General features: G+C 57.1%; 11 protein-coding genes and 1 pseudogene. 6 read left to right on the forward strand and 6 right to left on the reverse strand.

All coding sequences use genetic code 11. The features are described from left to right. Positions 1-44: 44 nt before the first annotated feature. Complete coding sequence (locus AC24YW_RS32210; RefSeq protein WP_487486495.1) at positions 45-1715, reverse strand: aromatic/alkene/methane monooxygenase hydroxylase/oxygenase subunit alpha; 1671 nt, start codon at positions 1713-1715, stop codon at positions 45-47. A 1818-nt stretch (positions 1716-3533) separates the two neighbouring features. Beyond that, positions 3534-4586 carry an NAD(P)-dependent alcohol dehydrogenase gene (locus AC24YW_RS32215; protein WP_487486639.1) on the reverse strand — a complete coding sequence of 351 codons (1053 nt, stop codon included), beginning with the start codon at positions 4584-4586 and terminating at the stop codon, positions 3534-3536. Between the two features lie 227 nt (positions 4587-4813). Between AC24YW_RS32215 and AC24YW_RS32220 the strand changes: the two genes are divergently transcribed. The 4 genes and pseudogenes from AC24YW_RS32220 to AC24YW_RS32235 form a co-directional block, all read left to right on the forward strand. Next, the gene (locus tag AC24YW_RS32220; protein ID WP_487486496.1) at positions 4814-5209 is read left to right on the forward strand and encodes a c-type cytochrome; all 396 of its coding nucleotides are present in this window, start codon (positions 4814-4816) and stop codon (positions 5207-5209) included. Further along, a complete protein-coding gene (locus AC24YW_RS32225) occupies positions 5210-5605 on the forward strand; it encodes a VOC family protein (protein WP_487486497.1) in 396 nt (131 codons plus the stop codon). 42 nt (positions 5606-5647) lie between these two features. Next, positions 5648-6196 carry a gluconate 2-dehydrogenase subunit 3 family protein gene (locus tag AC24YW_RS32230; RefSeq protein ID WP_487486498.1) on the forward strand — a complete coding sequence of 183 codons (549 nt, stop codon included), beginning with the start codon at positions 5648-5650 and terminating at the stop codon, positions 6194-6196. 147 nt (positions 6197-6343) lie between these two features. Continuing rightward, positions 6344-6907: pseudogene (locus tag AC24YW_RS32235) on the forward strand (GMC oxidoreductase); the annotation flags it as partial. 25 nt (positions 6908-6932) lie between these two features. Here the strand turns inward: AC24YW_RS32235 and AC24YW_RS32240 are convergent. After that, the gene (locus AC24YW_RS32240; RefSeq protein WP_487486640.1) at positions 6933-7313 is read right to left on the reverse strand and encodes a ribbon-helix-helix domain-containing protein; all 381 of its coding nucleotides are present in this window, start codon (positions 7311-7313) and stop codon (positions 6933-6935) included. Positions 7314-7409: 96 nt separating this feature from the next. Here AC24YW_RS32240 and AC24YW_RS32245 point away from each other — a divergent pair, with 96 nt between their 5' ends. Further along, positions 7410-7886, forward strand: coding sequence for an Lrp/AsnC family transcriptional regulator (locus AC24YW_RS32245; RefSeq protein ID WP_487486499.1), 477 nt, complete (start codon positions 7410-7412; stop codon positions 7884-7886). Positions 7887-8602: 716 nt separating this feature from the next. Next, positions 8603-9199: a hypothetical protein gene (locus AC24YW_RS32250; protein ID WP_487486500.1), complete on the forward strand. Its 597-nt coding sequence runs from the start codon at positions 8603-8605 to the stop codon at positions 9197-9199. A 27-nt stretch (positions 9200-9226) separates the two neighbouring features. On the opposite strand, the gene AC24YW_RS32255 is transcribed toward AC24YW_RS32250, so the two are convergent. The 3 genes from AC24YW_RS32255 to AC24YW_RS32265 form a co-directional block, all read right to left on the reverse strand. Continuing rightward, complete coding sequence (locus tag AC24YW_RS32255) at positions 9227-9496, reverse strand: terminase large subunit domain-containing protein (protein WP_487486501.1); 270 nt, start codon at positions 9494-9496, stop codon at positions 9227-9229. A gap of 918 nt (positions 9497-10414) precedes the next feature. After that, the gene (locus tag AC24YW_RS32260; RefSeq protein WP_487486502.1) at positions 10415-11170 is read right to left on the reverse strand and encodes a type I restriction enzyme HsdR N-terminal domain-containing protein; all 756 of its coding nucleotides are present in this window, start codon (positions 11168-11170) and stop codon (positions 10415-10417) included. Positions 11171-11530: 360 nt separating this feature from the next. Continuing rightward, positions 11531-12247, reverse strand: coding sequence for a DUF4145 domain-containing protein (locus AC24YW_RS32265; RefSeq protein ID WP_487486503.1), 717 nt, complete (start codon positions 12245-12247; stop codon positions 11531-11533). Positions 12248-12493 lie beyond the last annotated feature (246 nt).

The following is a 12493-nucleotide window of genomic DNA, read 5'->3' on the forward strand; positions in this document are numbered from 1 at the left end:
TCGATCGGGAAGGAGCCGGCCGGAACCGGCCCCTTCTGTTTCACCTAGTTGCAGGGATTGATAGTGAATCCCTTGCGATACTCGGCGAGATGCTTCTCTCGGTCGGCTGGGCTCATCTCCCGCAGCGTAAGCAGCGGACTTTTGAGAATGTGGCCGCGGACATCGTCAAGCGTCCACATTTGCTTTTCTTCGAACCGCAGGTGCGGCTGGGCCACCAGCGTCTTGCCGTCCGTGCGCACGAAGCCAAGGTCCTTGATGGCGTCGGCGATATCCACATTATGGTAGACGCTTTCCCATTCGCGGCGACCGCTGAAGCGCCCCATCGCGGGGGTCGGACGTCCCTGGTATTCGCCGGCGAAGGCTTCGACAGCCGTCCAGCGATCGAGCTCATGGGCGAACGTATAGAGCTTGCCGTCGATCTCGTCGGTGACCATGTCTTCGCGGATGAGGCATGGAACGAGGCACGACCAGCAACGATGCGGATAGACGTACCCAACATCACTATTGAACAGGATGTTGGTCTGACCGCGGTGCGACAGCTTTTCGTACCACTTCCAGAACTCGCCGAACTGCGCATACCAGCCCGGATACTTGTGTTCGAACCACTCGAAATCCTTGTCGGTCTGCGCCTCGATGCGCCAGAAGTTCGCCGACCAGCCGACAGCGAAGAACTGCGCAACCTTATGCACGTAGTGCTTTTCGGTTAGGCGCTTCCAGGCCGTTTGCACATCGTCATGATGGATCTTGATGCCATACTTTTCAAGCGGCAGCATATAGGTCCGGTAGTAGTCCTCGAAGATCCAGCGGTGCCACATCTCCGCGTAGGACTCCTTGGTCTTGTCGCGGTTCGTGGTGCCATACTCGATGAACGTCCCGATCGCCGCGTCGACAATGGCGTGATTCTGCCAGAAGGCATACCGCAGGTCGCGCTCGAGCAGCAGGTGGTTCTCCGGCTCCTTCAGCATCGACATCAGCATGGAGTGGCCGTTGCCGATGTGGCGGCTCTCGTCTGACTGGACCGATAGGAAGACGGTTGGCAGCGCGTAATCGCCGTTCCGGGCGGCTTCCGACGGCATGGCGACGAACAGCGTATTCGTGAACGCGGTTTCGGCGACCACGGTCAGGTAGACGTTCGCGGACGTGATGGCGTCACCAGTGATGAAGCCTTCGCCAAACTGGCGACCGATGGTTGTGGCGTAGCACTTGCCGAACGCTTCCTCCGTAATGTCGAACCCAGCCGGGTCGATGTAGTTCTCCATGTACCATTTCTTCAGGTTCATCTGGATGGTCGAATGACGGAATTCGTCGACCATCTGCATGGTGAAACCGGTGCGGAGATCTTCGCCGGGCGCCAGGCGTCCGACCATCGCCATGGAACGTGCCGCAGAGATTTCCGGGAAGGGGATGATCGCCAGGAACAGCTTCATCCACTCAACCCATCGCGGCTCGACATTGCGGAACATGTCGCCGCGGAGCGCCGCGTCAAGCGCGCCGTAGACGCGATTGTCCTTTTCCTCCTGCATTGGAAAATATGAGCGGAGGACCTGCTTCATCGGATCCTTCGGCGCCTTCGTGATCTTGTAGTCCGTGGGAAAGGTCATCGCCTCCTGGACGTAGGAAGGATTCCATCCGAGGTCTGCGATCTTCTTTGCGGCCTCACCCACCGAAATGCCGCGCTGGGCTGTGATTTTGTTGAGTGTTAGCGTTCCAGACATTTAGTCTTTCCTCCTGATCGGGTCAGAAACCACTTCGATATTCCGCCTACCCAGAACCTTGATGGCCCGGGCAGTGCTTACCCGTGCGTTACGGGCCACCTCACGGCCGTTTGCGCGACCGGACGTTTGATATCGGCAAGGGTCTTGGGATGACTGTGGTGCACCGGAAGATGATTAGCAGCGATCTTCGGTCCAACAGACGTTCCGATCACAAGCATCATTCCGCACAAGATGCGCCCTCAGCCAGGCATCCCCTTCCCTCGTTCTTGTCGCGGCTCGCCCCAGACGGAGCAGTCAGCGTTGTTGTGCTCCGGAGCTTTGCAATGGGCGTGCCAATGAGTTCGGTATCTCGCCAAAACTGGTTTCTGGCTGAACGGATGCGCGGATGACCGTGGACAGAGACATCACAGCTCCCAGCTTTGCGCCGAACCGAGATGCAAATTGCGACAGATTTTCAGAATGAGATTCTCAACTACGAGAGCGCGCCAGTTTGCACTGCAATGTTTGCGTCGCGATAGTTCGCTCGGACACTGAAATTGATTTTACTGCCCGTAGAACGCTGCACGCGTCCGGAAAGGTGTCCCAAGATCGGCTCTCAGCCGCCACATAGCCGCAGAGAGTGGACCAAAGCTCAAAGCTCCCTTGTGGAACGCGCCTGGGGCGTGGAGATCACATTGATGGCGATCGATTCCCTGTTTCGGGACTGCCGTTCCGATGCGCTATGTTGAACCTGCAGGTCATCCGCACGCTCCTTCGATCTTCACGAGGTGACAGGCCTGCCTGCAATCGGCAACAGCGCGGCCGGCTCCTCGCGCGCATGGTCCGGTTAGCGGTAATCCTCCATAACGGCCGAGCGCTCTCTTTGCTCGCACCTCGAGATCCAGCGGCCGGAATAAAGAGTGTAACAGCTGTGATCGCAGAAAGGTAGCCCAGTGCTGCATTCTCGCAGATAGCTCGCCTGAATCGGCTCACAGCAAAGCATGCAAAAGGTCTTCGGGCACGGCGCCCTGCCGTTCACCAGAATGAACGTCATGTGCGTCTCCCAATGCGAAGCGCCACCATGCCACAGTGTTGTTGAAGAACGGTCTAAGCAGCTCGCAGCCAGCGGAGCCACTTATGGTCAGCCTCCCGGCGTACTCTGAACCGGTCGACGCACTTCTTGGAGCAGAGCGCCCTTCGCCAGCAGTAGTAACGTATGAGCCCAAACTTTCCACCGCAGACGGCGCAGCAGCTCGCTGTGCCGTGAACGGGATTTCGGTAGCTATCTCGCATTTCGGCCTCCTGGAAGCATCACCTGGACAATTCTCCTGAGCCGCCCCCGGCACCGCGCCCGCACCCGACGTCAGCTATGGTCGTGGCGCTCCATGTCTCGCGACGTCTACCGACGCCGGGAGAAGAGCTTAAGTCTCAAGCGTTTGATCTCTGATTTGCGCCTCAAAGCGAAGCGGCTCGCTGTTGGCCGTGTGCTTCGCCGAGGGATACCTGCACAGGGGATGTGCAACGGGCGTGCCAGATCGTTCGAGGACATCTCAGCGGGCGAATTCCGGACAAGCCACCGATAGAGCCACGCCGGCCGGCGCAAATTGCGACAATGATGCCGAATGAGACTCTCTGCGAACCGGCAGGTTTTGTTCACCGCGCAGAGATTACGCTCGCACGGAACAGATCTGACGAGCGCTTCGCGCCCGCCGCGCGAAAATTGTCGGACGGGCTTCTGGTGACATCGTCGGCTACAGTGGCCGACCATCGCACGGGCATGCGAACGTCAGATCCACCGCAAGTGAATGCATGCTCGCGATGGATCACGTAGTTCTAGTATCAGGGAATCAGGACCGCGCGTCCATGGATCCTGCCGGCATTGAGATCGTGCAACGCCTTGTTTGCATCCGAGAGGCGATATTCGGCCGTGGCGAGTTCAACCAAGCCTCGATCCGCAAGCGCCATCAACTCGGTTAGCTCAGCCCATGTTCCGACCAGGTTTCCGATAATGTTCTTCTCGGTAATCACCATGTCGACGGTCGGGACACGGATGTCCTCGCCGTAACCAACAACGTAGTAGCTCCCCATAGGACGCGTCATTGAGAGCCCTTTGGAAGTTGTGCCTTTCTCTCCGACGAAATCAATCACCGCCTCCGCGCCGTTTCCGGCAGTCAGCGCCAAAACGGCCGCCACTTCGTTGCCATCAGCCTTGACCAAGTGGTCAGCGCCTGACTTTTCGGCAAGTTTCAGCGATGCCTCGGACTTGTCGACGACGACAACATCGGCCGCGCACATTGCCTTGAGGCACTGGATTCCGATGTGGCCTAACCCACCTGCTCCGATAACCACGCAGAATTCACCTGGCAAGAGGTGACGCGTGGCCTTCTTGACCGCGCGGTAGGCCGTGAGGCCCGCATCCGCGTATGGCGCGACATCCTTTGGCGCGAGAGTCCGTGGCAGTGGGACAATATTGCGCTCCGAGGTGCAAAGGAATTCTGCATAGCCGCCGTTGCAATCAAGCCCCGGAAACGTGCCAGGACCATGCATGTCGAAGCCTCGGCGACATGCGAGACACGTGCCGCCGGAGATCTTCGGATGGACGATGACTGGATCGCCCTTCTTCAGTCCCTCGACCTCCTTACCAACCTCTTCGATCCAGCCAGCATTTTCGTGTCCCATGATGATGGGTAGCAGTTTGTCGCCGCTCGGATCCATATGCGGCTTCCAGACGCCTTCGATAATATGAAGGTCGGTCCTGCATACGCCCGCACCACCGATGCGGACGATGACGTCCGTCGATTTCGTCAGCTTCGGATCAGGCACTATCTCTTCGCTGACCCACTGCTCGTTGGAAAGCTTCTCGTCATACGCTCTCAATACTTGGGCTCTCATCATCTCCTCCGTCTCGCCGGCGAACTTGGGTTCGCCATCGGCGATCGAGCCTCAGCATTTTTCATGCCAGCAGATTTTCTTCGAGGAGCCGACAGCCCTTCTTCGAAGCGAAGCAACACCTAGTGCAGTGTACTTCTTAGGGCGTCATTCACCTCAGATGAAACAACCCGTTACTACCAAACATGGATTGGCATCACCTAGAGTGCTCAACCAATGGGGATGGATCGATGGCCAAGCTCGTCTCGATAAAAAGAACTTCAGCCGGTTTTTGTGGTGCTTTCCTGTCCGCGCAGATGGCCAGTGCCGAGACGCCGGTGCCTGCCACTAGGCCCTCCCGACAGCACTGTTCGAGCAGCAATGCGCAACGTCTACATACAACATACCTGTCGCATCCGGTCCGACAAGGACCATCGCTTTACAAGATCATTGGGCGGCCTGCAGCAGAGCGGACGGATTTCACTATTCGGACGGATTCGTCAACGCAGACTACGTCGGATGACACCAGGCTCGACGCTTGGCCGACCAATCCGCAGGCAGTGATTCCGGGTGCGGTGATGGCCTATCGACAGTCCAAATCGGAGATCCGCGCGGTGATCATCGCCTATCTCAAGGAGTTCAACTGAGTGTCAAAACCGGTTCACTCGATGATCCGCGTGCTCGACGAAGCGAAATCGCTGGACTTCTACAAGCGGGCTTTCGGCCTCGATGTCGCCGATCGCCTGAAGTTCTCCGACTTCGCCCTGATCTATCTGCGGCATCCGTCTTCGCCGTTCGAGATCGAGCTGACCGTCAATTTCGATCGCAAGGAGCCTTACGCGCTCGGCGACGGATACGGACACCTCGCCGTCGTGGTCGAGGATCTCGACGCCGAACATGCCCGGTTCGAGCGCGAGAAGCTCGCACCGGGGCCGCTGCGCGACTTCAAGCACGATGGCAGCACGCTGGCGCGCTTCTTCTTCGTCTCAGACCCCGACGGCTACAAGATCGAGGTGATCCAGCGGGGCGGGCGTTTCGCCTAACAAAAACTAACAAAAACAAGACAAACAGCATTGGAGGAGCTCATGAGGGAAGTTGATCGTCGCAGCAAGTTCGACCGCCGAGTCTTTCTCAAGGGTGCGGCAAGCACGGTGCCGATTGTCGCGGCCGCGACCACCACAGGGCTCGGCATCCAGGATGCCTGGGCGGACGATGCAGTTGCGCTGACACCCGCTCAGCTGAAGACGTTGGTGAAGGTCGCGCGTGACATCTTTCCGCACGACATGCTTGGCGACAATGACTACGTCACGGCGATCAAGCCGTGGGACTTAAAGGCGGCGAAGGATCCGGCGATCAAATCGCTGATTGCGGACGGCATCGCCAGGTTGGATCAGGATGCCTGGGCGCGCCACCTGGTGCCGTATGCCGAGGTGCAATGGGAGACTGACCGCGTGGCGCTGCTCCGCGGCGTTGAGCAAAGCGGCTTCTTCAAGACGGTGTGCGGCGATCTGGTCATCTCGCTGTATAACCAGAAGGAGCTGTGGCCCAAATTCGGCTATGAGGGCTCCTCCGCCGAACACGGCGGCTACATCAAACGCGGCTTCTCCGACATAGACTGGCTGCCGAAGGCTTAAGCCCGGTCAACATCCCATCAGGAGGAGCGCACCATGGCAAGATTCGGTTTGAACGACTCGGGCGTAGTTGTGATTGTGAGATCTGGCGCCGGCGGCGGTACGCTGGGCAACGAACTCGCGCAGAAGGGCATCAAGGTCGTCATTCTCCCGAGCCGCGGTTTCGTCGGCGGCTACGAGATGGAAACGCTGTCGCTGGGCGTGCCCTTCTTGGCGGCATTCCTCAAGCCGGGGGCCTGGGGACGCGAGTACATCAGCGCCATAGAAAGCTATCCGCGGATGGCCGGCATGTGGCTGGTCGGCGAGGAAATGCCGCAGGAGACCAACCGCGTCACGCTCGCTCCCAAGGTGAATGACAAGTTTGGCCTTCCGGACGAGAGCGTGCATTTCGACGATCATCCCTATGACATTGCGATGCGGGCTCACGCTTACAAGCAGGGCGCCGCAGTCTATGAGGCGGTCGGCGCGACAGTCACGTACCCGACCCTGCCCTATCCGAGCACCCATAATCTCGGCACCAACCGGATGAGCGAGAACCCCAGGGATGGCGTGGTGAACAAGTTCGGCCAGACCCACGACATCAGGAATTTGTTTATCTCTGACGGCAGTCAGTTCACCCCTGGCGCGGCCTGCAATCCCAACGCTGACGATCTGTCGCTGGCGATCCGGCAGGCGGACTACATGGCTACTGCGGTGCAAAAGAAAGAGATCTAAACGCGACTGAAGGCGAGCAGCCCTGTCATTTCGGGAGTGACAGAGCTGCGTCGGTTTGCTGCCCGCGCTCCAACGTGGATAGTCGGGGCTCCGGTTGGCTGCTCCGCAAGCCTGACACAGGAGCAACGAAATCGGTTTGTGCGCTATTACCGCCGGAACGATAGATGAGACAGCAACATCGCAAGAGCGAGGTGAAATTATTCACCTCGCCGTGATGTTCGAGGACCTCATTGTGGAGACTGGTAAGGAATTTCGCGACGCTCATCCTCTCCCTTGCCGCAATCTCCTCAAGTGTGTCCCAAAATGCGAGTTCGAGACGGATTGATGTGCAATGACCTCCGATCCGCAACGAACGCGTCTGGGTTTCGTAATTACGCTGAGGCTGTCGCGCAAATAAGTTGCACACGGCGGTTCCCTCGGAATGCTTGATCCGGACATGATGACATAATCGGCTGCGTCGCGCAGCCTTTTCGCGGTGAAATTCGCCGGAACTGGAACCGAAATGCCATACGATCGAATCGACGCCGGCATCCTTGAGATCGTCCAAAAGAATAACCGTCTGACTTCCGAGGTGATCGGCGGACTTGTCGGGCTCTCTGCCACCGCATGTCAACGGCGCCTGAAGAGGCTTCGTTCGGAAGGTATCATCGAAGGCGACGTCTCGATCGTTTCGCCGAAGGCCGTTGGACGGCCGATTCAAATGCTTGTGCTAGTGACTATGGAGCGGGAGCGTTCAGATATCATCGATAGATTCAAGAGGGCCATCAAATTGTCAGCCGAGGTTGTCAACGGATTCTACGTGACGGGGAACGCGGACTTCGTCCTATACGTTACCGCTACTAGCATGGAAGAATACGAGGAGTTCACTCGGCGCTTCTTCTATGTGAACCCGGACATCAAGGGGTTCAAGACGATGGTCGTATTGGATCGCGTGAAAGCCGGCTTCGCTATTCCAGTTGAGAGTCCGTACCAGGATTGAGTGATCGCTGATACGGTGTCTCCTGCGCCGGTCGACGCGTTCGCGCCTTTTCCGTCGCTCAACCGTTGTAAAACACAAAAACGTCCCTGCGATGCTCTAGCATCGGCTTAAATTCCGTTGGTCTTGTCTTGATCCCTCCGGAATTGGGATTGGCATGCACCCCAAGATCTTCTTGCTCATGCGCAAGATTCGCCTTTCGCTCACAGACCCGCCTCGGGCAGCCTCACAAATTCTGCTGGTTCGCTGTCGTTGTCGAACGCCGGCGTCATTCGCTACCTGTACGCACTGAAACATTGCCCGTCATGGGGAAGGCAATTGGTTGTCGAGATAGAGTGCGTCTAGAACCACAAGCACGCGGAAAAAGAGATTTCGTCCCGCTTCTTCGATCTGGAAGGATCCGAGAGTATTTCGGCAGTGCTTTGGGGGACGCTGGCACGGTGCCACAATTATCGTGCATGGCGCTTGCAGCCCCCATCCAGACGACGTGGGTCTTGGCCGCATAAAAGGCGAACAAGCCTCGAAAGGCGTCACGGGAAACGGAAGGCTTAACCATCGCAATATCTCCCCACGAATTCTTCTACGATTAGTCAGCACTTGCACCCCTTTTTGATGCGCCCTGCGCCTCCCGCCCCTTGACCTCCCGTTGCAGTTGATCCGCCCTTGGATTACCATTTGGTTGTTTCTGGAAGTCCTTTATCCGGCATGGGAGTTGAGTCATGTCGCGCACCGGAGCGTTTTTGTTAGGCGCACTCGGTGGGTTGTTACCTATATTGGTAACCGTGCTCGCCGTCGATCTTGCGCCGTTTATCGATCACCCTGAAGTCCTTAGTGTCGGCAATTATGTAGGCTATGTAATACGGGTCGTTGTGCTGATCTTTCTCGGCGGCATGATGGCATTGCTAAACAATGAGGTGAAACAGCCATTCGCAATTGTTCAGCTCGGCATCGCCGCACCTGCACTCGTCACATCATTTATAAATGGCGCGACGCCAGCTAAGCCCCCCGCAGTCCAGCATGCCTCCCTCTCCATTGTTTCCGTTGCATACGCTGACGAGGTGCGTTCGGCACCGGTCAAAGCGCAACTAGCTGGATTCCTTGAAGACGTAAATAAGGGCCTGACTCAACGACTGGACGGTGTGGCCGCACAAAACCTGCAGGGATCTCAGGAGGCGCTGCAAAAGCCCCCGGAGGGACTTGGCAACGCTTGCATAACTGTCATGGGGAGAATCCCCGGTCCGACCGGGCCGATAGGCGGACCTTGCACAGTGCCGGCACCACAGGGTGGTGTGACTAATGGCTACATCGGTCAATAAGCTATGACACGCATGACCCGCCGCGCCTTACCGTAGGTCCACTGCATGCGCGATGTTCTCTTGGCCACGCCCCGCTGTCGTGACGACGACCATTAGCGAACCCTGCGTCTTCGGAAGCGCCGAGGCTAGCGCCTTCCAGAACTCAGCATTTTTCCAGATGTGGAGCTCGTCAACGAAGATGAAAGCCGGCGTGCGACCATGTGCAGGTGCACCCTCGCCATCAATTTCCTCAAGAAAAGAGTCATCTAGCTTAAATTCTATCGGCCTTTGCACAAATCGGGCATCACGCGCCGCCATTCTGCCCTGGCGTGTTTGGAGAGCTATGTGGGCGGGCTAATGTCCTCCAAAGCGTTCGCGCTTGCGGCGAGCTGAGGTTTTGCAAGCGCACAGGCCGAAAGGCACAGTGGGATTACCGCGTCTTCGACCGCAGAAAGCTTAGAGCTTCGGTGACGATCTTAAGGAGGTTATGACCATCTACTACGACTGCCCCCCACACATCACCAGCCATTGACATGCCAGCCATAGCCCTGCCTGCCATTGCGGGCGGTCGTTCGTACACTTCGGCAGCTTCGAGCCCGCTCTGGCTTGTGGTTTTGACGTGCTTGAACGCGTTGGCCGCCTCGCTCGCTACTCGGAACTGTTCGCATTCTTCTCTGAATTGCTTTCGCAGCTTCGCGCGCCTATCGCGATGCGCCTTTCCGTCCCATTGCGAGCGGTCTCCCGGATACGCCAAATAGTCGACGGAATGATCTATCGCCACACAGGCGAGGAAACCTTTCCTCACGCTTGACGGGTCTTCCCGGAAGTCGTTCACGGTTGGCTCGACAATCTCATTTAGGTAGCGCTCTAGATCTTCCACTCAGGCCCCACATCAATGTTCTCAGGCGCGACCGCTCGTTTCTCTATCCATGCAGATTGAGAAGCACCTTGAACGTGCCTTCTCCTTCTACTCGCGCGGTTGCCGGAGTGGCTGCAATTGCGGCATCCAGGGTCGGATTGCCGGATGAGAAGCCCCGAATAAGCTGGTATTGGTAGTCGAATGCGAGCACACCTACGAACGTGGTCCGATCCACGTAGCCCGTTGCATAGGTAGATACTGTGAACTGGAAGCCAGGGACAGGAATCGGGGGCAACCCGGGCAACAATTGGGCTTTGTGTCCCGGTGGAAGCTCACCACTCACCACGTTCTGACAGATCGTTGGCCTTTCGACATTTCTAGAAATGAACTCGTCCGCACAATAGAAGCTGAAGTCTTCCAGACCCGCGAGCTTGTTCAGGGCTGCAATTTGCTGAAAGGGACTCCTCACGCCTACTATTGCGAGAAGGCGCCCATCCTCGTTCCGCTTGACTTGGCCGCCCGTAACCGTTCCCTTTCAGCGCGTTGGTCTGAAACAAGGGATGGTCAGATCGGTGATCGCCATACAAAATCTCTTCGCCCACAATCTTCACTTCGGAAGGAAGTCCCGGCCCTAAGGGCTTATTGATGTCTGGGCGAGTTATCTCTGTGAGCCTTCGGATAGCGTCGTAGCCCACGACGTTGAAGAGGTTCATTAACTTCAGTTCAGTCTCTTCGTAAGTCCAACTCAGATAGGGCTCCTTAAGCCGCCCCGTCGCGTACAGCCTAAACTCGCGACCGTTCGTCAATAGGAAATATGCTGCGCTAATCTCGGGGTGCGCGCAGTAGGTGTGAGCCTGCTCAACATCGTCCTGAGTAAGTGGCTGCGAAGGCGCTTTAACCTCTACGGCCCGGCGCCCATAGGACGTCGCATCGCAGATATAGTCCGCTCGCCCTGCCAAGGGAGGATCTTTCTTTGGCTGCTTCCGCCCCAGGAAGGCCCTGTCGTACCGCAGCGGGACTTCGGTGCGGATATTGGCGACTGATCCGGGTGCATAGCCAAGTCGGTGGAGAAGAGGACGCACGATGATTTCTCGAACGTCCGTTTCGTTCATCGCATCGAAGTTCGGGGTCATTCGTCTCGTCCCTTCAGAGGCGCTTTCGCAATGCACAACAAAACTTCCGCCCTACGCTATTACAGTGATTCGATGTGTAGGCACGTCGCCGAACACGCATCGCGTGGCTTAGAGGCTCAAGAGCTCTTCGACGCCCCTACGCACGAAGGAGCAGGCTGGGGGTGACTATGGAAAGATGGTCGGGCTACTAGAAGACTTCGAGGAGGAGGAGCAAGTCCGAATGAAGCATCAAGGGTACGCCCGTGCCTCTGACCTTGTTTTCTCGCATTGCGCAATGGTTGAGCGACTTGTTACCGCATTGCCCGACAAGAAGCGTTGGAAGCCGATGAGGTCGCAAAACTCTTTGCGGACTGACCAATATCAGCGTTCAGCGAGGAAACTCTGAATGTCTCTAATCATGCTGGCAACGTCTTCTCTCTTGAAGCCCTTGCTATCCCCATGTGCAGCACTGTTGCGAATATCTGCAAATGCCGTGATTTGCTTCTGACGGAGCCTATTGTAGATGCCAGCCTTAGCCAAATCCGCGTTCATCCTGTCGAGCTTCCCAACTTGCAAGCCATTTTCGGTGCACATCTCACGGAGACTAGTTTCTAGCACGACTCCTGCAATAACGGCAGCAGCAGTTTCGTAACCCGAAGCCAACAGCTCGGCCGCCTGATCGAGTTCACTGTCAAAGACTTCACTCTGGATCAGTGTTTTGAGATTGGAAAGGTAGCCACCCTCGAAATCTTCTCTTGCCGCAGACAGCACCGCTCGTTGCTTGAGAAATGTCTCATAGTTGGTCGTGTACATCGACGGCTCTTCGCGCTTCACGAACTCCTGAAAGTGCTGTGAAGTCTCGCCGCAGACCGTGACCAGCAGATGTCGGACCTTTACAGACCAACTAATAAGGTCGTTTTGATCGATGCGATGGCCGGCAAAGCCATATTCGCCTCCTGATTCATACTTCTTGGAGGCGTCAATTGCATCAGCTTGTTTGCTCAAGTCCTCAAACCGACATCCGAAATCTACCGCCACAACAAATCCTCCATCAGTCCTCAGCACGCCATCCGTATCTCGGAGATGGTCGTATCGCATCTAAGCCTCCAGCACCCTCCACAAGAACCGCTCCGTGCGCTCTACATGGGCCTTGGTGGCCGGTGGCGTGAACTGCAATCCTGACAGCGCTCCAGTGGCTACAGGCACTCGTGGAGCTTTATAGGTCCCGGCAGTCTTCTTCGCCTTTCTCCGCACCCAAGCAGCCCGTGTGTTGCTTTTCTTCGGCAGCAACGGCTCCACATGAGCCCTAACCGTCGCGCCAAACAGTGGCAACGGACCTCAATA

The sequence above is a fragment of the Bradyrhizobium sp. USDA3516 genome, from assembly GCF_057651995.1.

Excerpts from the sequence above, each read along its gene's own strand:
- AC24YW_RS32250 (WP_487486500.1), top strand. The coding sequence starts at position 8,603 with ATGTCGCGCACCGGAGCGTTTTTGTTAGGCGCACTCGGTGGGTTGTTA.
- AC24YW_RS32215 (WP_487486639.1), bottom strand. The coding sequence starts at position 4,586 with ATGAGAGCCCAAGTATTGAGAGCGTATGACGAGAAGCTTTCCAACGAG.
- AC24YW_RS32245 (WP_487486499.1), top strand. The coding sequence starts at position 7,410 with ATGCCATACGATCGAATCGACGCCGGCATCCTTGAGATCGTCCAAAAG.
- AC24YW_RS32255 (WP_487486501.1), bottom strand. The coding sequence starts at position 9,496 with ATGGCGGCGCGTGATGCCCGATTTGTGCAAAGGCCGATAGAATTTAAG.
- AC24YW_RS32265 (WP_487486503.1), bottom strand. The coding sequence starts at position 12,247 with ATGCGATACGACCATCTCCGAGATACGGATGGCGTGCTGAGGACTGAT.
- AC24YW_RS32220 (WP_487486496.1), top strand. The coding sequence starts at position 4,814 with ATGGCCAAGCTCGTCTCGATAAAAAGAACTTCAGCCGGTTTTTGTGGT.
- AC24YW_RS32210 (WP_487486495.1), bottom strand. The coding sequence starts at position 1,715 with ATGTCTGGAACGCTAACACTCAACAAAATCACAGCCCAGCGCGGCATT.
- AC24YW_RS32230 (WP_487486498.1), top strand. The coding sequence starts at position 5,648 with ATGAGGGAAGTTGATCGTCGCAGCAAGTTCGACCGCCGAGTCTTTCTC.
- AC24YW_RS32260 (WP_487486502.1), bottom strand. The coding sequence starts at position 11,170 with ATGACCCCGAACTTCGATGCGATGAACGAAACGGACGTTCGAGAAATC.